Below are 22044 nucleotides of genomic sequence, written 5' to 3'. Positions count from 1 at the left end.
TTTAACTGCCGCGACGGCCTGTTTCGCCTCGTCAAGGAATGATTGTCGCAATGCCCGTCTCCGCCGCCCAGTCTTCAGCCGCGACCTTCGTCGACAGTCTCCGGAGGGATCTTTCGCTCTGGACCTCGACGATCTTCGACTTCGGCGAGACGGCCTGGCGGGAATACCGATCAGCCGAATGGTATGTGGCGCTTTTGAAGCGGAACGGCTTTTCCGTCGAGGAAGGCTCCGGCGGCATGCCGACGGCGTTTTGCGCGCAATGGAGCAACGGCGCCGCTCCGGTGGTCGGCCCAACTGTCGGAATGTATGCCGAATACGACGCCGTCCCGGGAAACTGCCAGGCCGCGACGACAAACCGCGAACCGCGCGACAATCTCGGTTTTGCCGCCGGCGGCCATACGGATCCACATTCGGCTTTGGGCATTGCCGCGCTCGGCGGACTGCTCGCGACCAAGGCAGCGATGCAGCGTCACGGCATTGCAGGCAGCCTGCGCTTCACCGGCGAGCCGGCCGAAAAGGTTCGTGGTTCCAAGCCGATCCATGCGGCGAAGGGCTATTATGACGGTCTCGACGGCATGTTTTCATTTCATCCGTTCTACATGCTGCCGCTCTGCAACACGGTGCGCTGGGACACGCATTGCGGCGCGGCCTATGCGATGATCTACCGCTTCGTCTGTGACGACCCCGAGACCTGGGGCATCAGCGACGGCGCCCCGATCCCGCAGTCGCATTCCGCGGTTCGCGCGCCGGGCGCCAACGACGCGCTGATGACCATGTACATGGCCTCGAAGGCGTTGCGCGATTCAATGCTGCCGCATCAGGGCGGCTGGTCGATCAGCGAGGCGATCCTGACCGCCGGCCAGGCGACCGCCGACAACCTGCCGGCCGGCCTTGCGGAGATCCAGTATATGATCCGCGTGCCGACGATCGCCATGGCCGAACAGGTAACGGCCGCGCTCGATCGCAATGCGCAGGCCGCCGCCGCCATGACTGGTTGCCGTTTCGAGCGCCATTGGGTGTGCAAGTCGAGACCGGGGCTTGCCAATCATGCGATGGCCGAGCTTGTCTGGCAATCGCTTCAGGCCGTCGGCGCGCCGCGCTGGGACGAGGCTGCAAAGCGCGTTGCGCGTGACATCCAGGGCAATCTCGGTCTTGCGCCGATGGACGAGCCGTTCATCCCGGAGATGGAGCGGCTGATGTCGCCGCAGGATGCCGAGGCCATCCTGCGGCGCGACCTGCCACCCTCGCAGGGCAACTCGACCTCCGACGACTATACCGACATGACGTGGCATGCACCGACCGCCCGCTTTTATATCGCCCGGCCGGCCCTAAAGGCACCGCAGGGCATGCGCTACCCGGGCTGGGTGATGAATGCGCTCGGCGGTATTCCCGCAACCATCGATCCGACCGTCATCTGTGCAGCAAAGACGCTGGCATTGTCCGCCGTTCGCCTGCTTGAGGATGCGGATATGCGCAGCGCAGCCAAGACGGAATTTCGCGAGCGCACCGGCGGCGGCATGGGCGGCAGTCGCTGGATCGCGCCGCTCTGCGACTACCCGCCCCCCATCCATTTCCGCTGGCCCGAATATGTGACGACCGCCCGCGGACGCGACTGGTCGATCCCCAACCTGAAAACCATGGAGGCATGATCATGCAGTTTAACGAGCCCTTCTCGCTACAGCGCCGCAATCCGAAGGGTGGCACAAGCCGCCTGGGCAATTGGGGTTTCAACAATGAAACCGATCCGCTCACCGACGTGCTGCTTGGTTCGCCGGCCTTCCTGCGGCATCTCTCGACCAGTTCACTCTCGCGAAAACACCTGCGCGAGGCGCCCTGCAACATCCAGGTCGCGCAATCGCAGCACAAGGAGCTGGTTTCCGCCTATGAGCATTTCGGCGTCAGGATCCACTGGCACGAGCCGACGCCGGAGCTGCCGATGCAGGTCTATTCGCGCGATTCGAGCTTCATGACGCCCTATGGGGCGGTGATCACCGCCATGGCCAACTGGTGGCGGCGGGGCGAAAATTACGCGGCGATCCGCACCTATGAGAAGCTCGGCATACCCATTTATGACATGGTGACCTCAGGCACCTTCGAAGGCGGCGATTTCAACGTGATCGAGGACGGTGTCGTGCTCATCGGCTGCGGCGGCGCCCGCACGCAGGAGGAAGGCGCCCGCCAGGTCGAGGATTGGTTCAAAAAGGAAGGTTGGGAGACGCGGCTTGCCTTCATCGACGAATATTACGTCCATATCGACCTGATGGTGGTGCCGATCGCCCCGAAGCTGACGGCCGTCTGCCTCGACTGCACGGAGCCTGGTATCGTTGACTGGCTGAAGGCCAAGGGCCACGAAATCATCGACGTCCCCTTCCAGGATACGATGGCGCTCGGTTGTAATTTCATGTCGCTCGGCAAGGACCGGGTGATTGCGCCCACCTCCTCGCAGACCCTGATCGAGCAATTGCGCGCCCGTGGCTTCGAGGTTGCCGCCATCGACATGAGCGAAATTTCCAAGACCGGCGGTGGGATCCACTGCATGGCCCAGGCGCTGATACGCGAAGCGGCATAGGTGCGTTCTGACACAGGCGCAAGCCGGGTCTTCGGAAGCAGAACGGTCAAAGGCGTTTCTGAAAGCCATACATGAGATGCCCCGTCCACCAGCCGTGGTCGCTGGGCCGTTGGATCAGCACTCTCCAGAAGAACGAAGGAACATGCCCGGTAAATCCAATGCTATTATATGCTGCCAGCCTTCGGGCTTTACCGCTTCATCCTGCGTGGTCGCCCGGAACATGATGAACAGGAGAAGGAGGGCCAACACCGCCCGCCAGAATACGGTCGCCATCGCTCCGATCTAAGGAAAATCGGCGAACCTGCGATAGCGCCGCCGCCAGAAGCAGCGCGACCAATGCGAGGCGATCGCTTGAGGTGGATGCCGTGGCGAAAAGGGTGGGCTGCGACACCGTCTTGTCCAGTTATATGCCGTTCCGGATGGCGAAGTGCTAGACGGTTATCGCTAACACCGCAACACAGTCTCCCGCCTTGACGAGGCCGGGGAAATGGCGCGCGCAGAGCATGCCATCCATCTTCGCAAGAACCTCCGAAGGCTGCGCCCCGGTGCGTCCAAGCGGATAGATACGCGCTATCATCTGATCCTTGATGACGGTTTCGCCCATATCCACCAGTGGCTCGATCAGTCCACCCTCCTCTGCAAAGGAGAAACAGTCGATACCAGGCATGTCGAGCCACTGCGTCGGTGATAGATCGGCATCGCCCGCGGCAATGCCGGCACGGCGTAGCACGTTGATTACGCCACGCTTGGCAATCCCGGCGCTTCTGGCGGTGGCCGTGCCGCCGCCACCTAGTTCGGTGGTGATGAACACCTTACCCATTTCTTCAGCCGCCGTGTCGTACATCCCGACGGCATCGATCTCGAGCATCTTCATCGAATAGGGTGCGGAAAACGCCTCGACCAGTTCGAAGGACCGCGCTTCCTGCTGCTTGTCGGGCAGGATATGGGCCGCACAGAAAGGCAGGAAGTCCAGCGTCCTGCCGCCCGAATGGAAGTCTAGCACGATATCGGCGAGCGGCAGAAGCACCCGTTGAAAATAATCCGCGATCTTCGGCGTCACCGTGCCGTCCGGCCGGCCGGGAAAGCTGCGGTTCAAATTGCCCTGGTCGATCGGCGACGTCCGGGTGCCGGCAACGAAGGCTGGATGGTTCATCGCTGGAACGATGATAACCCGTCCGGAAACATCCTCCACCTTCAGTGTCCGGGCCAGATCGAACAGCGCGATCGGCCCCTCATATTCATCGCCGTGATTGCCACCGGTGAGAAGGGCCGTCGGCCCCTCCCCGTTCCTGACAACGGTGATCGGGATCATCACCGAACCCCATGCGGAATCGTCGCGGCTATGGGGTAGCCGCAGGAAACCGTGCTGGATGCCTTGTGCCGAAAAATCGACCGTGGGCGTGATGAGCGAGGCGCGCAGTTCTGGTTGGCTCATGGCTGCTCAATCCTTGACGAACAACTTGCGCGGCACGTCGGCTAGGCATTCGACGCCGGTTTCGGTAATGAGAATGCTCTCGGTGATCTCCAGCCCCATCGTTTCCAGCCAGAGCCCCGTCATAAAGTGGAACGTCATGCCCGGCTTCAGTTCCGTGCGGTCGCCCGGGCGCAGGCTCATGGTGCGCTCGCCCCAGTCTGGCGGGTAGGAAATTCCGATGCCGTAGCCGGTGCGGTTGTCCTTGACGATGCCGTATCTCTTCAAGACAGCGAAGAAGCCATTGGCGATATCCTCGCAGCTATTGCCTGGTTTGGCCGCCGCCAGACCCGCATCCATGCCTTCCAGCGTCGCCTTTTCGGCGTCGAGGAATTCCTGCGTCGGCTTTCCGAGAAAGACGGTACGCGATAACGGCACGTGATAGCGGTTGTAGCAGCCGGCAATCTCGAAAAACGTGCCTTCTCCCCTTTTCATCGGCCTGTCGTCCCAGGTGAGATGCGGCGCCGCGGCATCGATGCCGGAGGGAAGCAGCGGCACGATCGCCGGATAGTCGCCGGCGATGCCATCGACGCCGCGGATGCCGGCGTCATAGATCTCCGCGACCAGATCGCATTTGCGCATGCCCACCTCGATCTTGTCGAAGATGCGCTGGTGCATGCCTTCGACGATGCGCGCGGCGTTGCGCATATAGTTGATTTCGGTTTCGCTCTTGACCGCACGCTGCCAGTTGACCAGCGCCGTCGCGTCGACAAACCGAGCATTTGGCAGATGCCGGACAAGGGCTGCAAAGGCGGCGGCCGAAAACCAGTAATTGTCCATTTCGACGCCGATGGTCAGCCTGTCGAAGCCGCGTTCCGTCAGCTTGGCGGAGAGATAGTCCATCGGATGACGCTCGGTCGACTGCACATAGTGATCGGGATAGCCGATGATGCTCTCATGCTTGAGATAGGCCGTCAGCTTCGCACCGTTGGCATCCTGCCCGCGACCGTACCAGATCGGCTCGCCGCTCGGTGGTACGATCACGGCCTGATGGACATAGAAGGACCAGCCGTCATAACCGGTCAGCCAGGCCATGTTGGAAGGATCGCTGCAGATCAGCAGGTCGATGCCTTTCGCCTCCATGGCCCTGCGGGTTTTCGCCAAACGGGCCTCGTATTCGCCAAGCGAAAATTTGAGGTTGGGTTGGGTCATGTTTCTCCCTCATTCTCCGGCCCAGGCCGGTCTTAACTTTCAAATTTCATGCCCGCGCCGGCAGAGCCGGCACGGGCGAAGGCGAAGGTCGCGATGGCGGTATCCTGGATGCCGGTTCCGGTCAGGTCAGCGACCGTGATCTGGCTGGCGTCGGCACGTCCCGGCTTCCGTCCGGTAATGATCTGGCCGAGTTCAGGGAAATCCATCTCAGCGTCGGTGAGACCGGCCGCGATGGCATGATGCAACTCTCCCAGCCGCCGTGTCTGCTTGACGCTGTCGGCGACGTAATAACCGTTGATGACGATGGCGGGATCGAGTTCGTTCTTGTGTTCCGCATCCGAGCCCATGGCCGTGACGTGCTGGCCGACCTGCAGCCATTCGCCCTTCAACACCGGCGTTTCCGACGGCGTCGTGGTGACGATGATATCAGCGCCTGTCACCGCATCTTGCGGATCACGACAGGCGGAGACAGGTATGCCCAGCCTGACCGCTAGATCCGCAGCCAGCATGCTTGCCTTGGCAACATCGCGGCCCCAGATGCGCGCCTCGCTGATCGGCCGCACCAGCATCAATGCCTGCAATTGCAAGCGCGCCTGCATGCCGGCGCCAAAGATTGCGGCAACGGTGGAATCGTCGCGCGACAGATGTTTCGCAGCCACCGCCCCTGCCGCCGCCGTGCGCACGTCCGTCAGAAAACCATTGTCGAGCAGCAGCGCCTGGACGAGGCCGGTCTTCGACGACAGCAACACCATCATGCCGTTGGTGCTGGGAAGACCAATCTTCGGATTGTCGAAGAAACCGGGGCTGATCTTGATCGCGAAACTGTCGAGCCCGGGCACATAGGCGGTCTTGACATCGACTTCGCCGCGATATTCCGCAATATCAAGCCGCAGGATCGGCGGCATGGCGACGGCCTTGGTGGCGAGGGCTCGAAAGGCTGCCTCAACGCAGTCGACGGCATCCATGTCCAGCTCTACAACAGACCTTAGATCCGCCTCTGTCAGGATGATCATCCGGCTCATGCCGTCCCCTCCGGAACAAGAGACGCCGTACCGTTGATGATCCGGCGATGGAGGATCATGTCGACGTTTCGGCCTGAAAGAATAGTGACGATCGGGCCGCCGGATGTCACTCGCCCGGAGAGCAGCGCCGCAATGCCGACGGCGCCGGCCCCTTCGACGATCTCGCGCTCGACGGCATAGGCATGTCGCATGCCGACGGCTATTTCTTCTTCGGAAAGCAGGATCACATCGTCAAGCAGATCGCGGCACATGGCCAAGGTCAGTGCATTGTCGAGCCCGATACCGCCACCGAGCGAATCTGCCAGGCTTGGCAGTTCCTCGACCAGAACAGGGCGCCCGGCATCAAGGCTCGCCTTCATCGCGGCCCCGCGCTCCATGGTTAGCCCGATGATCCTCGTCTTCGGCTTCAAACCCTTGATCGCCGCCGCCACACCGGCCGCAAGACCACCGCCGGAGAGCGGTACCAGCACTGTTTCCGCCTCGGGCACCTGTTCCAGGATGTCGAGCCCGAGTGTTCCCTGTCCGGCAATGACTGCCGGGTGGTCGAAGGGCGGCACCATGATCATGCCCTTCTCTGCAACCAGCCGATCGACCTCGGTCTGCGCCTCGTCTTGCGAGGTCCCGACGATGCGAACCTCGGCGCCGAGCCTTCGAATTTCGAGGACCTTGTTTTCAGGCACAAGCCGCGACATGCAGATGGTTGCCAAGGCTCCTTCTGCCTGTGCCGCATAGGCAAGAGCGCGGCCGTGATTGCCGGTGGACGCGGCCACGACGCCACGGGCGCGCTCTGTTGGCGATAGAGACAGAAGCGCATTGGTTGCGCCGCGCAGCTTGAAACTGCCGGTCGTCTGGTGATGCTCGAGCTTGAGGTAGACCGCGACGCCGGCCTGTTCTTCCAGTGCTGCGGAATGCACCATTGGCGTTTGCGACACGCGTCCGGCAATGCGCGTGGATGCCGTGCGAATATCGTCGAGTGAAACGAAGGGCTGTGCGCGCATACCGTCAGCCTTCGAGATAGGGTTTGGTCATGAGCGACCCGAGGTCGGGCCGTGAAACGGCATCGCCGCAAATGCGAAGGCACGCCCAGGCCGTCGCCAGATTGCTGCTCACAACCGGCTTTCCAAGCAGCGTTTCGATCCGCGGCACAACCTCGGCCGCGCGAACGGCCGTGCAGGAAATGAACAGGGCATCGGATTCCGGTGCCATTGCCTCGGCGGCAAAGGCAGAGATCTCGGCATGGGAGATCCGCGCCATCTCCCGATCATCGCTCATGCCGAGGCAGGTGAAACGATCGATCTTGAAACCCAGATCGGTAAAATAGCGCGCCATCGGCCGGCTGGTCTCGACCGTATAGGGCGTCAGAACGGAGATGCTTTTCGCCCCCATGACCTTCAAAGCCTGTACGGCAGCCGCCGTCGGGGTAACGACGGGGACGTCCGGCTTCGCGGCCTGGATAGCCGCCTCGATGCGGGCATCGCCAATGACGACGGAGGCCGAGGTACAGGAGTACATTACCACATCGAGTGGCTCGTCCGGCAGGATCAGCCCGGCTGCCGCCGTCAGCGACGGCTGCATCTTCATCAGGTTTTCCGGCGTGACCGGGTTGGCATAGGGAATGCGCGTCACATAAACGCCGATCCGCTCGTTTGCCACCATGCGCTGAAAATCAGCTTCGGTCGTGTGGTCGGTGGCCAGGATAATCAGGCCGATCCGCTTTTCCAGCGGACGCTCGTCGAGGTTGGGTGCGTGGCTTGCGAGGCCGATGCTGATATCGGATAGGGTCATCGTTCGTCCGCCCTGGTAAAACGCTCTTCCAGGAAACGCAGCGCGATCACCGAGATCAGGCTGATCACGAGGAAGAATACGCCGACCATGGTGATCGGTTCGATATAGCGGTAGCTGCTGTTGGCCACGCTCTTCGCCTGGTTCATCAGTTCCAGCACCGTGATGGCAGACAGCAGCGGCGTTTCCTTGAACATGGCAATGAAATAGTTGGCGAGCGCCGGGATCATCGGCGGGATCGCCTGCGGCAGCACGACATGAATCCACGCCTGCCGCATACTCAGATTGGTCGCCCGCGCCGCCTCCCACTGACCACGCGGCACATTGTCGATGCCGGCGCGATAGACCTCGGCGGTGTAGGTGCCGTAGTGAATGCCGAGCCCGATGACGCCTGCGACAAGCGGCGACAGACGAATACCGATGTCAGGCAGCACGTAGAAAATGAAATAGAGCTGCACCAGAAGCGGTGTGCCGCGAATGAAATCGGCGATGAACCCGACGGGCCGCGAAATCAGCCGATTTGGAGACCGCCGGGCAATCGCCAGAACAAGGCCGACGAAAGCCGCGACGATCGCCCCAAGGATCGTTGCCAGGATCGTGATCTTCAACCCTTCAAGGAGGGTCGGCATGATCTCCCAGACGAATGCCCAATCCCATTCCATAATCAGACCCTCACACCATCAAGACCACGCGCGGCGCGGCGCTCCAGCCAGCGCACGCCTGCGGAAATCGCCGTGGCCATGGCGAAATAGAGAACGAGGATGGTCGCGAACGGGATCAACGTGCTGCCCGTCTGCGCCCGCACCACCTGCGCCTGGAATGTCATGTCCGTCAGCGAGATCAGCGAGACGACGGCGGTCCCCTTCAAAAGCTCGATGGCATTGTTGCCGAAGGTGGGCAGCATCAAGGGCAGGGCCTGAGGCAGGATGACATGGCGCATCCGGTGATAACGACCAAGATTGAGGGCAACGCAGGCTTCATGCTGTTCACGGCCGATGGCCCGCACAGCGCCACGGACGACCTCCGCTCCATAGGCGCCGACATTCAGCCCGAGTGCCAGGACACCGGCTTGGAGCGGCGTCAGCGTGATGCCGGCAAATGGCAGCACGAAATAGGCCCAGAACAGCTGAACAAAGATCGAGGTGCCGCGAAAGAACTCGATATACACGGTTGCCAGCATGCGGATGACGGCAAAACGCGACAGGCGGCCGAGGCCGGCGGCAAAGGCCATGACGAGTGCCAGCGCCGAGCCCATGACCGTCAATTCGACGGTCACAAGCGCGCCTTGCAATATCAGCCCCAGGTATCCGGACCAGTCGATCATCGTGTTTTCTCTGTCCTCGCCGTTTCAATTTTGCGGGTCATTTGGCGATTGCCGTCTCTGCGGCAGGAAGCGCGGAGGAGGAGCTTCCTCCCCCAGACCTCCTGCCTAACCAGGCGTCAATTCGAAGCCGCACAGAGCTTTTCACGGGACGTGGACATCGCTGCCGCAGCCGAGAAGCCGTAGGGCTCGATGATCTTGGCGAACTCGCCCGATTCCTTGAGCTTCGCCAGTTCCACGTCGAATGCATCGCGCAACGCCTCGTCACCCTTCTTGAAGGCCGCGCCATCGCAGTAGACCGGTGCACCCTGGACCGGAGCAATCACCTCAAGGTTTGGATCATTGGCCTTCTTGACGAGGTCGTTGATCGAAAGGACCGGCAGCGAATAAGCATCGATGCGGCCGTCCTGCAGCATTTTCAGGCCGCTCTGGCCATCCGGGACGACGATAACCCGGTCGCGTGGCACGCCAGCTTCGAGCGCAAGTTTTTCCTCCGTGCCGCCACCTGGCGCACCGATCGTGGCGGATTGGTCATTGGCGACATCGGCATAGCTCTTGAAGCCTTTTGGATTGCCCTTTTTGACGAGCATCGCCTCTGCATCACACAGAACCGGCTCTGAATAGGCAACCGCCGCGCAGCGCTCCGGCTTCATGAAGAGGCCAGCAGTCACGGCGTCGTGGCGTCCGGCCTGCAGGCCGGGGATCATCGCGCCGTATTCGGAAATCGAAGCGACGACATCGTCCACACCGAGACGCTTGAAGATCTCGCGGGCGACGTCGGGGGCAGCACCCGAAACCTTCCCGTCGGCGCCGACCGCCGTAAAGGGCGGTTCGTTGGCAATGGCGATGCGGGCAAAGCCTTGCGCCTTCAAGGTTTCGAGTTTCGCTTCGTCAGCGCTCGCAGGTGCTGCGGCAAGAACCGCCATCAGCGCCGTTGCGCCGGCTGCCATCGTCATGAAATGTTTCAACGTCATTGTTCCAACTCCTCTGGATTTTTCCATTTTTATCGGAGGCATTACCGGATCGCCGAAGCGATCAGACGCGGTGCCCCGCCGCAATTACCTTGCGCAGGAAGGTCTGCGTGCGCTCCTGCCGGGGATTTCGGAATATGTCGTCCGGCTTGCCTTCCTCGACGATCCGTCCCTTGTCGAAGAACAGGATGCGATCGGCGAAGTCGTGGGCAAAGCCCATTTCGTGGGTGACGAGCAGCATCGTCATGTCGGTTTCGGCGGCGAGCTTGCGCATGACGTTCAGCACTTCCTCGACCAGTTCCGGGTCAAGCGCCGAGGTCACCTCGTCGAACAGCATGATCTTGGGTGAAAGCGCCAGCGCCCGGGCAATAGCCACGCGCTGCTTCTGCCCGCCGGACAATTGCGCGGGCATGCTTTTCGCCTTGTCGGCCATGCCCACCATGTCGAGAAGCTCCATCGCCCGAGCCTCTGCCGCGGCCCTCGCAATGCCCTTGGTCAGCATCGGTGCCAGGGTGATGTTGTCGCGTACGCATTTGTGGGGGAAGAGGTTAAAGTGCTGGAAGACCATGCCGATCTTCTCGCGCATTTTCTGCAGGTGCCTCTCATCGGCGGCCACAAGGCCACCAGCCTTCTGCATGTGATAGAGTTGCTCGCCGTCGATCTCGATGTGACCGCCATTGATTTTCTCGAGCGTCATGAGAATGCGCAGGATGGTCGTCTTGCCGGAGCCGGAGGGGCCGATCAGCGCCAGTTTTTCGCCCGGCATGACAGACATCGACAGACCGTCAAGCACCGTCAGCGGCCCATAGGTCTTGATGATATTGTCAATGTGGATGATCGGCGAAGGCATGCATGTCTCTCCCTGTTGAGACGAGCGATGCCACAACGATGACGAGCTTGCTAAATCATGTCAATTCTCAAAATAATCTCATGACAATTTTTCTGACATTGCCCAATTGGCAGGCGAACTCATCAAATGGCGAGCAGAAGCGCTTCCGGGTTTCCCTGCGCTAGGGAGGCAATGATCCCCAGTCCGGTGCGCAATTCGCTTTCTGACGTGGAACCGAGCGAGATGCGCACGGCGGGAACCCGCCCGTGATCGGCCGTCTGGAAAGAGGCGCCCGGCGCGATCGCGACGCCGCGCAACCGTGCCTGCGCGACGAAGCCGTCCTCCGTATGCTGGCATGTCAGCGGCATCCAGACATGCAGGCTCTGCGGATGTGCGTGGTAGGCCAACCCTGTCAGGGCTTGGGCGGCAATGTCGTGACGCCGCGCAAGCGCCTTTCTCTGCCAGTTGACCAGTTCCATCGCCGTGCCATTGCTGACCCAGCGCGTTGCAATCTCGGCAATCGCCGGCGTCGCCATCCAGTTGGACACCAGATGCCGGTTCGCCACTGCGGCGACATAGCGGTCCGGCGCGACGAGATAGCCAATGCGCAGGCCAGGCACGGTGATCTTCGTGAAGCTGGTGACATAGAGCGTGCGCTCCGGTGCAAAACTCTGCACCGGCGGCGGCCTGTTTTCGACCATGGGGCCCAGAACATCGTTCTCGATGATGGCGATATCGTGCCTTGAAGCCACGGCGGCCAACTCCCGTCGGCGTTTCGCGCTCATCAGCGTGGCGGTCGGATTGACCACCGAGGGCTGGAGAAAGACGGCCCGGATCGGTCCGTTGCGGCAAGCGGCGTCGAGTGCGTCGGGTATCATCCCGTCGGCATCGATCGCAAGCCCCTCAAGGTGGATGCCCAGATAGGTCGAGAGCGGCACCAGTGTGTGATGGCTGATGGCTTCCGTCGCGACTGTCGATCCGGGTGGCGCAACGCTCATCAGCGCCACGGTCATGCCAGACGTCGCCCCATTCGTGAGGTTGACATTCAGTGGCGAGACATCGAGCCCGCAGAGGTTAAGCCAGTCCGTCGCAACGGCCCTGTGGCGCGGAAACACCATGTTCGGCCTGAACGACAGCGCAGAACTTGACGGCAGATTTTCGCCAAGCCAGGTAAAGGCTTCCCGCATGCGGTCAAGATGGATCTGCTCGCAGACCGGCTTGAGGATCGACAGATCGATGACCTCACCCAGTCGTTCGGGCAGGTAGGGCGGTTCGGGCTCCCTTGGCCGCGTCTGCACGAAGGAGCCGCGGCCGACCTCTCCCGCGATCATCCCGCGCCGGATCAGTTCGTCATAGGCGCGGCTCACCGTCTGGATCGACAGCTTCAGGTCCTCCGCCAGTTTCCGGTGCGTCGGTAGGCGGGTTCCGTTTACAAGCTTGCCGTCATGGATGGCGCTAGCAATCTGCTCGGCAAGCGAGAGATAGGCCGGGCGGCGAAGCTGAAGCGGATCTGGACGCCAATTTGTCATGATTTGACAGTGATAAAATTCAGGTCAATTGACAATGCAAAAATTGCATTCCTTCGGGCTTTTTCATAGTCTTTGCCATGATTTCGCTTGGGGGCTTCCATCGGTATGAAACTTGACGCGATCGACATGCGCATCCTCGAGGCCGTCCAGCGCGATGGCCGCATTACCAAGGTGGCGCTCGCCGAAGCGGTCGGGCTGTCGCCGACACCGTGCTGGATGCGCTTGCGCAAGCTGGAAAAGGCCGGCATCATCTCGGGCTATCACGCCCGCATTGCGGTTCGTCGCATCGCACCGGTGGCCAGCGTGATGATGGAGGTAACCCTCGAAAATCACCGTCAGGCCGATTTCGATCGCTTCGAACGCGCCATCACTATGCTTCCCGAGGTCATCGCCTGCTGGTCCGTCGGCGGTGGGGTCGACTATATCCTCAAGATCATGGCCGCCGATATCGATGCCTATCAGCGGCTGGTCGACGACCTGCTCAACCGCGAGATCGGCATCGCCCGCTATTTCACCTATATCGTCACCAAGACGGTGAAAGAGGAAACGGCACTGCCGCTGTCAGTGCTTTTGTCCGGGACGGAGACGCCGGAGCGCTAGATGATTCCTCTCTCCAGTCGCCCTGCTTTAGACCAATCCTCTCTCCGCACAGGACGGAACAGACCATTTCTCGCGTGAAAGCTGCCATGCTTGCAGCAGCCAAACACGAGGGAGCCGGAGATGAACGCTGTATTTGCACGCCCCGCTTGTCACGATGCGCTTGGACGCCTGAAGGACAGGCATCTCCTGAAATCACTCGCGTATATCGGTGGCCAATGGACCGCCAATGGTGCGAACCGCACGTTCGAGGTCCGCGATCCGGCCACCTCCATGTCGCTCGCCTGGGTATCGGCGCTGGACGCGGACGAGGCAACAGCCGCGATCAATGCCGCATCGACCGCGTTTTCAAAATGGCGCGCTCTGCTACCGCAGGAGCGCGCCAGAATCCTGCGGCGCTGGTACGACCTCCTGCTTGCTGCCCGTGGTGATCTGGCGCTGATCATGACTCTGGAACAGGGAAAACCGCTGGCGGAATCGGAAGGCGAAATCGACTATGCCGCCTCGTTCATCGAATGGTACGCGGAGGAAGGCAAGCGGCTGAATGCCGAGAATGTCACCAGTCACCTAACGGGCGCCGAGATGATCGTGCGGCGCGAAGCGCTAGGCGTCGTCGGCATCGTCACGCCCTGGAACTTCCCGTGCGCCATGATCACCCGCAAGGCAGCGGCAGCGCTGGCGGCGGGCTGCACGGTCGTTGTTCATCCTTCTTCCGAAACTCCCCTGTCCGCCCTTGCCCTGGCGGAACTGGGCGAGCGCGCCGGTCTTCCGGCCGGCGTCTTCAACGTCGTCACCGGTGACGCCGCAACCATCGTCGGCCGCATGAGCGGCGACGCCCGGGTGCGCGCGATGAGTTTCACCGGTTCGACAGAAATCGGTAAGCGTATCGCCGGGCAATGCGCGACGACCATGAAGCGGCTGGTGATGGAACTGGGCGGCCACGCGCCGCTGATTGTCTTCGCCGATGCCGATATCGGCAAGGCGGTGGACATCGCCATCGACGCCAAATTCGCGACCTCGGGCCAGGATTGCCTCGCGGCCAATCGTATCTATGTCGAACGGCCGGTGCTTGCCGCTTTCAACGCCGCGTTCAAGGCTCGGATCGAGGCTTTGAAGGTCGGTGCAGGGCTGGAGCATGGCACTGAGATCGGCCCGCTGATGCATGAACGGGCCATCGCCAAGGTGGAAGAGCAGGTCGCCGATGCGCTTGCCCGCGGCGCCACGGTTTTGACCGGCGGCGTGCGTCACACGGCGGGATCGCTTTTCTATACCCCAACGCTTCTTACGAACGTGCCTAAGGACGCGCTGATCATGCATGAGGAGACCTTCGGGCCTGTCGCTGCCGTCACGGCGTTCGACACCGAGGCAGAGGTCGTCACGCGGGCTAACGATACCGAATACGGGCTCGTGGCCTATGTTGTCACCGAGAACGGAGCCCGCCAGATGCGGCTGGGCCGCGCGCTCGAATATGGCATGGTTGCGATCAACCGGGTGAAGATTACCGGCGGCCCAATTCCCTTCGGCGGCTGGAAACAATCCGGCATCGGCCGCGAAGGCTCCCGCCACGGCATCGAGGCCTTCACCGAACTCAAATATCTCTGCATCGACACGGCCGCCTGAGGCGTCTCGACGCACGCGCCAACACAGAAAAGGAAAGACCATGTCCGACCACAGCAACGAAATGACCGCCTGGGACCGCGATCACTTCTTCCATCCGTCGACCCATATGGGCATGCATGCGCGGGGCGATACGCCGACGCGCATCATCGCCGGCGGCGAAGGCGTCTACATCACCGACACCAACGGCCGCACCAGCCTTGATGCTTTCGCCGGGCTTTACTGCGTCAATGTCGGCTATGGCCGCCAGAAGATTTCGGATGCCATTGCAGCGCAGGCCAAGAACCTTGCCTACTACCATGCCTATGTCGGCCATGGCACGGAAGCCTCCATCACGTTGTCGAAGATGATCATCGACCGCGCGCCCAAGGGCATGTCCAGGGTCTATTTCGGTCTTTCCGGATCGGACGCCAACGAGACCAACATCAAGCTGATCTGGTATTACAACAACATCCTCGGCCGTCCCGAAAAGAAGAAGATCATTTCGCGCTGGCGCGGTTATCACGGTTCCGGCGTCATGACCGGATCGTTGACCGGACTTGAACTCTTCCACAACCTGTTCGACCTGCCGCGCGCTCCGATCCTGCACACCGAAGCCCCCTATTACTTCCGCCGTCCGGATCGTTCGATGAGCGAGGAGCAGTTCTCGCAACAGTGCGCCGACAAGCTGGAGGAAATGATCCTGGCGGAAGGCCCGGAGACGATCGCAGCCTTCATCGGCGAACCGATCCTCGGTACCGGGGGCATCGTCCCGCCACCGGCAGGTTATTGGCAGAAGGTCCAGGCTGTGCTGGAAAAGTACGACATTCTCCTGGTCGCAGACGAGGTCGTCACCGGTTTCGGACGTCTGGGCTCAATGTTCGGCTCTGACCACTACGGCATGAGGCCGGACCTGATCACCATCGCCAAGGGTCTGACGTCGGCCTATGCGCCGCTGTCAGGCTCCATCGTATCGGACAAGATGTGGCAGGTGCTCGTTGAGGGCTCTGACCGGATGGGTCCTATCGGTCATGGCTGGACCTATTCCGCCCATCCGATCTGCGCCGCGGCCGGTATCGCCAATCTCGAACTGGTCGATGAACTCGGGCTTGTCGAGAACGCCGGAACGACGGGCGCCTATTTCCGCGCAGAACTGTCAAAGGCGGTGGCTGACCACAAAAATGTCGGCGAGGTGCGCGGCGACGGCCTGATGGCTGCGATCGAATTCGTCGAGGACAAGGACGGCCGCACGTTTTTCGACCCGTCTAAGAAGATTGGCCCGAAGGTCTCGGCTGCCCTTCTCGAACGTGGCGTCATCGGCCGGGCCATGCCGCAGGGCGATATCCTCGGCTTTGCCCCCCCGCTCTGCCTGACGCGCGCCGAAGCCGACATTGTCGTCACGGCTGTAGCAAGCGCTGTTAAATCAGTTTTCGGTGGCTAAGCAGGGGCGAGCTTGCAGTAAGGCAGCATGCCGCGCCTTGATGAGATCGGAATTGACGACCCGCTCCTCAAGCACGTGTGAGAATGCGCGTTTATGGACCTCATTCGATGCTCAGGAGGCGAGTTACAATCGGAAGAAACAGCCTTGCGTGCAATTGAAACATATCAGGACAAGCCCGTTCGGAACCCATGCAGAACCGGCGGAGACAGTGTCGCAGTCGGCTAAACGAGAGCCTGGCCACTGTCTCCTTCCCTTCACTGCAGCGCGAGACCAAATGGCTGGCGTGCTTGGCAGCGGAATTTTTCAGGCGGCAACGGCGGATGCTGCCGCACCATGGGATTTGCGGTACCGCATGAGAGCTTCGATCGTGATGAGCGGTAGATCGTGAAGCTGACAAAACGCCTTGAGGTCCGGTAGGCGCGCCATCGTGCCGTCGTCATTGGCAACCTCGCAGATCACGCCAGACGGGCGTTTTCCGGCCAGCCGCGCCAGATCGACCGCGGCTTCCGTATGACCTGGCCGTCCCAAAACGCCGTCCGGATGCGCCCGCAGAGGGAAGATGTGGCCGGGACGGGCAAAATCGTCCGCGCCTGTTCTGTCGTCCATCAAGGCATGAACGGTCGCGGACCGATCCGCTGCCGAGATCCCGGTTGTGGTTCCATGAATGTAGTCGACCGAAACGGTGAAGGCTGTCTTCAGGTATTCCGTGTTGTTCGGGACCATCATGGGGATGTCCAGCGCATCCAGCCGGTCGCCTTCCATAGCCACACAGACGAGGCCACGTGCATGTTTCATCATGAAAGCGATCGCCTCGGGCGTCACAGCATCCGAGGCGATGATGACGTCGCCCTCGTTCTCGCGATCTTCATCATCCACGACGACGATCATGCCGCCCCGTGCCAATGCCTCGATTGCATCTTCAATTGTCGAAAGTGTCATTCCTGTGCCTTTCAAGGGTCACCGCGTTTGCGGCCAAACCACGACCTGACGGCCGCCATCCATCCCTTGGGCGAACAAAGCCTACGCCTTCCCCTTGCGGGTGGCGTCGCAGACGTTGTTCTCTTTCATCCGGACTATGACCGTCGGCTCCGGCATCGCACCGGATCTGCTGCCTTCCACCGAAATGGAAGCGCTCGCGGGCTCCCGGCAAAGCCGGATACCGCCGGTGGGGAATTGCACCCCGCCCTGAGAACACTGCAAAGATAAGGATATTTGCGCAGCGATTTCAAGCTTTAAAGAAATATCGCTGCGATTTCCGAGCGTTTGCCCGGCTCACCAGCAGCAGAAGCCTCCATCCACAAGCAGATCGACGCCGGTGACGAAGCTTGCTGCATCCGACAGCAGAAACACGGCCGGTCCGACCATTTCGTTCACATCCGCCATACGCTGCATCGGTGTCTGCTCCTCGAACAGCTTGGTCTGATGCACCATTTCGGCGCGCATGTTCATCGGGGTCGCTGTGTAACCCGGGCTGATCGTATTGACCCGGAGACCGCGGCCGACCCATTCCATGGCCATGGACTTCGACATATGGATCACGCCGGCCTTGGCGGCATTGTAATGGCACTGGTTGAGTCCACGATTGACGATCACGCCCGACATGGAGGCGATATTGACGATCGACCCGCGGCCGTTCTTCAGCATGGCACGAGCTTCGGCCTGGCAGGACAGGAAGACGCCCTTCAGGTTGATGTCCATCATCGTCTGAAACTGGCCCTCCTCCATCTCTTCCGCCGGATTGGCATTGGCGATGCCGGCCGCATTGACGGCAAGCGTCAGCGGCCCAAGCTCCGCTTGCGTCCGCGCGACGGCTTCATTCAGCGCTTCCGCTTGTGTGACGTCGGCAGCGATCCGGATACTGCGGCGGCCCGTCGCTGCGATGAATTTTGCGGTATCGGCAAGACCCTCGTCCGCGCGCCGGTCAAGCAATGCGACGTCAGCGCCGCATTGGGCCAATCCGACGGCGATCCGCTGGCCGATGCCGCTGCCGGCGCCCGTCACAAGCGCGACATTGCCGCTCAGGTCAAACAGCTTCGGTGCGTTCAGTGTGATGTCCGACATTTTCATTCCTCTTCAAATCGTTGCCAGTTCCATGACCGAGACGTCGTTTGCGTCCTTCCGGTCCAGGATTCCGGCCTGCTTTCCTTGTGCCATGACCATGATGCGATTGGACACGCCCAGCACCTCTTCGAGATCCGAGCTGACGACGATCACCGCGACGCCCTCCCGGGCCAGATCCATGATCGTATCGTAGATCGACGAGCGAGCGCCGACGTCGATGCCACGGGTCGGCTCATCCAGGACGACAACCTTCGGCTTGCGGGCGAGCCATTTCGCCAGCACCACCTTCTGCTGATTGCCACCGGATAGTTCCCCGGCATTCTGGCCGCCACGGCCTTTGACCCCGAACTTCCTGATATAGGCGTCGGCAAACTGGCTGAGCCGCCGCGACGTCACCCAGCCTCGACGCGAGACTTCCTCCAGATTGGCATAACCGATATTTTCCTGGATCGAATGTTCGAGTACGAGGCCCTGGAGCTTGCGATCTTCGGGGACCAGAACAATGCCACGCCGGATTGCATCGCGCGGCGACCGCAGTTTGATGACGTTGCCATTCAGGACGACATCGCCGCTGGCAATGGGATCGGCTCCCGTGATGGCCCGCACCAGTTCGGTTCGACCGGCACCGACGAGGCCTGCGATCCCGAAGACTTCACCGCGCCGGACAGAGAAATTGATGTTGTTGAAGGTTTTGGCCGGAGATGAAAGATTTCGCACGTCCAGCGTCACATCGTCTTTCGGCTCTGGAATGGCCGGGAACATGCGCTCCAGCGAACGGCCGACCATGGCCTCCACGATGGTGCGCACCGGCACGTCGCCGCTGTCGAATTCCTGCACCTTGGCGCCGTCGCGCATGACGACGATCCGGTCGGCGATCTGGCGGATCTCGTCCAGCCGGTGGGAAATGTAGATGATGCCGACGCCATCGGCTTTCAGGCGCTCGATCTGCCGAAACAACAGCTGTGTTTCATCGCCCCCGAGTGCGGCCGTCGGCTCGTCGAGAATGAGCAACCTGGCATTAAGCGTCATCGCCTTGGCGATCTCGATCAGCTGCTGTTTGGCGGTGGAGAGACCTTCCACCAGGCGGCGGGGCGAGACATCCAGCCCGAGGCGCTGCAGACCGGCATGGGCGCGCTCCTCCATGGCATGGCGATCGATGCGCCCTCCTTTCATCAAATAGCGGCCGACGAAGACGTTCTCGGCGATGGACAATTGCGGCAGGAGCTTGAGCTCCTGATGGATCATGCCGACACCAACATCCATCGCAGCGCGTGGAGAGGCCGGGGCGTAAGTCGCCCCGAGCCATTTCATCTCGCCTGATGTCGGCTGAACGGCACCGGAAATGATCCTTGAAAGGGTCGACTTTCCTGCGCCGTTCTCGCCAAGCAGTGCCACGACTTCCCCAGCCCCGACATCGAAATCGATGCCGTGGAGCACCTCTTGAGATCCGTAGACTTTTCGAATCTGGCGAAGCGAGAGGATGGGATTGAGGTCCTTGGCAGTCATGGCACTGTCTTCCGATCTGGATCAGGGATGCTCGGCGACGTATTCGGCGGCATTTTCCGGCGTCGTCAGGAACCCCGGGAGCAGTTGCTCGGCCGGAAGCTTTTCGCCGGCAGCCAGCTTGATGGCACTGTCAACTGCCAGACGACCGATGCCGCGCACCTGCTGGGTTGCGGTTGCGTCGAAGCCACCTGTTGCGAGGATTGGCAGGGCCGTTGTGTCGCCGTCGAAACCGCCGACATAGACGCGCTGCGACACACCGGACACCTTGACCGCCTGGGCGGCACCCAGCGCCAGACCATCAGCCTGTGCGAAGATCAGCGAAACATCCGGATGGGCCTGCAGCAGGTTCTGGCCGATATTCAGGCCTTCAGCCTGCGACCACTGCTCGCTCCACTGTTCGGCAACCAGCTCGACGCCGGCATTTTCGCCGATCGCCTGCATGCAGCCCTTGGTACGCTCCACTTCCGGTGTGGTACCCTTCTGTCCATGAATCATCAGCATCTTGCCCTTGCCGCCGGCGAGCCCGATGATGTGCTTGCAGACTTCGTAAGCAGACGTCGCGTTGTCCGTGGCGATGAACGTGTCACCCGGAGCGCCGTCAGCATTCCGGTCGACGTTGACGACTGGAATGCCTGCTTCCTTTGCAAGACGGGTCGGAACGGCAGCAGCGGCAGCACCGGCCGGGATATAGATGAAGGCGTCGATACCCTGGGTCAGAAGGTCCTGAACCTGGCTGACCTGCGTGGCGCTATCGTTCTTGGCATCCACGGTGATGACCTCGATGCCCTTCTCCTTGGCATAGGCTTCGACACCGATCTTGATCTGGTTGAAATAGTCCGCCTGCAGGTTGGAAACCGCAAGGCCAATCTTCTTTACGTCCGCCGCCGAGGCGCCGAAGGGATAGAGGGCGGTTGTCGCCAATGCTGCGGCCGCCAGAATTACTGTCTTGAATTTCATGGTAGATCTCCTCCGTTGTATTCGGGCACCTGCTACCACCGCAGGGCCGAAGTTTTGCCTGGCGTCTCGCCCGGCGGTGAACTGGCGGCAGGGCCACCAGAGTTTGGCGCAACGCCAAATTTTACTTTCGCTTGAAGCCCTCCGCCGCAACGGCAAGGGCAATGACCACGCCGATAACGACCGCCTGCGTAAAGGGTGAAACACCGAGAAGGTTGAGGCCGTTGCGCAGCACGCCGATGATTAGGACGCCGATGATGGTGCCGAGAATGCCGCCCTTGCCGCCGCTCAGGCTGGTGCCGCCGATGACGACAGCTGCAATCGTGTCAAGTTCGTAGGAGACGCCCGCCGTGGGCTGCACCGAGTCGAGCCGCATCGCCAGAACCACACCGGCAAGACCGGCCAGCAGGCCGGACACGACATATACCCCGACGGTGTAGAGATTGACGTTGATGCCGGCGAGACGCGCGACTTCCTGATTGCCGCCGATGGCATAGAGCGATCGCCCGCCGGATGTGTAGCGGAGGTAGAGCCAGCCGAGCACAAAGACGATCAGCATGATGGCCACGGTCAAGGTCAGGAATCCACCAAAGCGCGTATAGGAAAGCAGGCTAAACCAGGGTGGGAAACCGACGATCTGCTGGCCGTCGGTGATCATGTTGGCAAGGCCGCGCGCGACCGACATCATGGCAAGCGTCGCGATGAAGGCCGGCACCCCGAGCACGGTAATCAGCAGACCCGCAATGGCTCCGGTAACGCCGGCCACTGCCAGCGCCAATAGGATCCCCATCCCGAGGGGAAGCCCGATCTGGTTGGCGAGATAGCCCATCACCATCATGGTCAGGGCCATCACCGATCCCACAGCAAGATCGATGCCACCAATCAGGATCACCATGGTCATACCAACGGCCATGATGCCCAGCACGGTGATCTGGTCGAGGATGTTGAGAAGATTGCGAGCAGACATGAAACGGTCGGTCGCAAAGGAGAGGAAGATGCAGAGGATGATAAGCCCGATCAAAGGACCCGTCGCACCTTTGAATACAGAAAGCAGACCGGACCCTGCATTTCGGTTCTCTTCTTTTACGGACGTGATCATCCAGCCCTCCCAACTCCATGCACCGTACACTGGACTGCGGTGCAGAATAAATATGCATGCTTGTGTGGAAATTCATATCCGATCAAAACTGACCCTGTCAACTCCCCATCGATCAAGGCTTTACCGAATAATTTCTGTCTGCCG

At 61.1% G+C, this 22044-nt stretch carries 20 protein-coding genes and 1 riboswitch; of the genes, 5 read left to right on the top strand and 15 right to left on the bottom strand.

The genetic code is table 11. From position 1 onward, the window contains the following. Nucleotides 1-50: 50 nt before the first annotated feature. Together AX760_RS14995 and AX760_RS14990 are read left to right on the top strand one after the other, a co-directional pair. Complete coding sequence (locus AX760_RS14995) at nt 51-1649, top strand: zinc-binding metallopeptidase family protein (protein WP_071833733.1); 1599 nt, start codon at nt 51-53, stop codon at nt 1647-1649. Nucleotides 1650-1651: 2 nt separating this feature from the next. After that, nucleotides 1652-2569, top strand: coding sequence for a dimethylarginine dimethylaminohydrolase family protein (locus AX760_RS14990; protein WP_245295031.1), 918 nt, complete (start codon nt 1652-1654; stop codon nt 2567-2569). A 430-nt stretch (nt 2570-2999) separates the two neighbouring features. Here the strand turns inward: AX760_RS14990 and doeB are convergent, their stop codons facing one another. The 10 genes from doeB to ehuR all read right to left on the bottom strand — a co-directional run bounded on the left by doeB (nt 3000) and on the right by ehuR (nt 12646). After that, on the bottom strand, nt 3000-4004 hold the full coding sequence (gene doeB / locus AX760_RS14985) for a N(2)-acetyl-L-2,4-diaminobutanoate deacetylase DoeB (protein ID WP_071833731.1): 1005 nt from the start codon (nt 4002-4004) through the stop codon (nt 3000-3002). Between the two features lie 6 nt (nt 4005-4010). Further along, nucleotides 4011-5192: an ectoine hydrolase DoeA gene (gene doeA / locus AX760_RS14980; RefSeq protein WP_071833730.1), complete on the bottom strand. Its 1182-nt coding sequence runs from the start codon at nt 5190-5192 to the stop codon at nt 4011-4013. A 32-nt stretch (nt 5193-5224) separates the two neighbouring features. Further along, complete coding sequence (gene eutC / locus AX760_RS14975; protein ID WP_071833729.1) at nt 5225-6214, bottom strand: ectoine utilization protein EutC; 990 nt, start codon at nt 6212-6214, stop codon at nt 5225-5227. Continuing rightward, a complete protein-coding gene (eutB, locus tag AX760_RS14970) occupies nt 6211-7212 on the bottom strand; it encodes a hydroxyectoine utilization dehydratase EutB (protein ID WP_071833728.1) in 1002 nt (333 codons plus the stop codon). Before eutB ends, eutC begins: the two co-directional genes overlap by 4 nt. Nucleotides 7213-7216: 4 nt before the next feature. After that, entirely contained in the window at nt 7217-7999 is a 783-nt protein-coding gene (eutA, locus tag AX760_RS14965) for an ectoine utilization protein EutA (protein WP_071833727.1), read from the bottom strand. Continuing rightward, complete coding sequence (gene ehuD, locus AX760_RS14960; RefSeq protein ID WP_071833726.1) at nt 7996-8658, bottom strand: ectoine/hydroxyectoine ABC transporter permease subunit EhuD; 663 nt, start codon at nt 8656-8658, stop codon at nt 7996-7998. Before ehuD ends, eutA begins: the two co-directional genes overlap by 4 nt. A 2-nt stretch (nt 8659-8660) precedes the next feature. Next, a complete protein-coding gene (gene ehuC, locus AX760_RS14955) occupies nt 8661-9320 on the bottom strand; it encodes an ectoine/hydroxyectoine ABC transporter permease subunit EhuC (RefSeq protein WP_071833725.1) in 660 nt (219 codons plus the stop codon). Nucleotides 9321-9436: 116 nt separating this feature from the next. Beyond that, nucleotides 9437-10291, bottom strand: a complete 855-nt coding sequence (ehuB, locus tag AX760_RS14950; protein WP_087149262.1) for an ectoine/hydroxyectoine ABC transporter substrate-binding protein EhuB — start codon at nt 10289-10291, stop codon at nt 9437-9439. A 61-nt stretch (nt 10292-10352) separates the two neighbouring features. Then, nucleotides 10353-11138: an ectoine/hydroxyectoine ABC transporter ATP-binding protein EhuA gene (gene ehuA / locus AX760_RS14945; protein ID WP_071833724.1), complete on the bottom strand. Its 786-nt coding sequence runs from the start codon at nt 11136-11138 to the stop codon at nt 10353-10355. A 122-nt stretch (nt 11139-11260) separates the two neighbouring features. Next, nucleotides 11261-12646 (bottom strand): MocR-like ectoine utilization transcription factor EhuR, encoded by a 1386-nt coding sequence (gene ehuR / locus AX760_RS14940; protein WP_071833723.1) that lies wholly within the window; start codon nt 12644-12646, stop codon nt 11261-11263. A 105-nt stretch (nt 12647-12751) separates the two neighbouring features. Between ehuR and AX760_RS14935 the strand changes: the two genes are divergently transcribed. From AX760_RS14935 to AX760_RS14925, 3 genes are all read left to right on the top strand, one after another. Then, nucleotides 12752-13246, top strand: a complete 495-nt coding sequence (locus tag AX760_RS14935) for an Lrp/AsnC family transcriptional regulator (RefSeq protein WP_071833722.1) — start codon at nt 12752-12754, stop codon at nt 13244-13246. 120 nt (nt 13247-13366) lie between these two features. Continuing rightward, the gene (locus AX760_RS14930) at nt 13367-14863 is read left to right on the top strand and encodes an NAD-dependent succinate-semialdehyde dehydrogenase (protein ID WP_071833721.1); all 1497 of its coding nucleotides are present in this window, start codon (nt 13367-13369) and stop codon (nt 14861-14863) included. A gap of 40 nt (nt 14864-14903) precedes the next feature. Then, nucleotides 14904-16280 carry an aspartate aminotransferase family protein gene (locus tag AX760_RS14925; RefSeq protein WP_071833720.1) on the top strand — a complete coding sequence of 459 codons (1377 nt, stop codon included), beginning with the start codon at nt 14904-14906 and terminating at the stop codon, nt 16278-16280. Nucleotides 16281-16583: 303 nt separating this feature from the next. Here AX760_RS14925 and ribB read toward each other — a convergent pair whose 3' ends face one another. From ribB to AX760_RS14900, 5 genes are all read right to left on the bottom strand, one after another. Beyond that, nucleotides 16584-17219 (bottom strand): 3,4-dihydroxy-2-butanone-4-phosphate synthase, encoded by a 636-nt coding sequence (gene ribB / locus AX760_RS14920; RefSeq protein ID WP_071833719.1) that lies wholly within the window; start codon nt 17217-17219, stop codon nt 16584-16586. 113 nt (nt 17220-17332) lie between these two features. Next, nucleotides 17333-17477, bottom strand: a riboswitch (FMN riboswitch). Nucleotides 17478-17552: 75 nt separating this feature from the next. Further along, complete coding sequence (locus AX760_RS14915) at nt 17553-18341, bottom strand: SDR family oxidoreductase (protein WP_071833749.1); 789 nt, start codon at nt 18339-18341, stop codon at nt 17553-17555. A 12-nt stretch (nt 18342-18353) separates the two neighbouring features. Continuing rightward, the gene (locus AX760_RS14910) at nt 18354-19847 is read right to left on the bottom strand and encodes a sugar ABC transporter ATP-binding protein (protein ID WP_071833718.1); all 1494 of its coding nucleotides are present in this window, start codon (nt 19845-19847) and stop codon (nt 18354-18356) included. Nucleotides 19848-19868: 21 nt separating this feature from the next. Beyond that, a complete protein-coding gene (locus tag AX760_RS14905) occupies nt 19869-20804 on the bottom strand; it encodes a substrate-binding domain-containing protein (protein WP_071833717.1) in 936 nt (311 codons plus the stop codon). Between the two features lie 121 nt (nt 20805-20925). Then, nucleotides 20926-21900: an ABC transporter permease gene (locus AX760_RS14900; protein WP_071833716.1), complete on the bottom strand. Its 975-nt coding sequence runs from the start codon at nt 21898-21900 to the stop codon at nt 20926-20928. Nucleotides 21901-22044 lie beyond the last annotated feature (144 nt).

Origin of the sequence: Pararhizobium antarcticum, assembly GCF_001885585.1 — a bacterium.
Taxonomy (GTDB): Bacteria; Pseudomonadota; Alphaproteobacteria; order Rhizobiales; family Rhizobiaceae; genus Pararhizobium; species Pararhizobium antarcticum.
The sequence above is the reverse complement of the archived record's forward strand: the minus strand, read 5'-3'. Positions and strand labels throughout refer to the sequence as shown.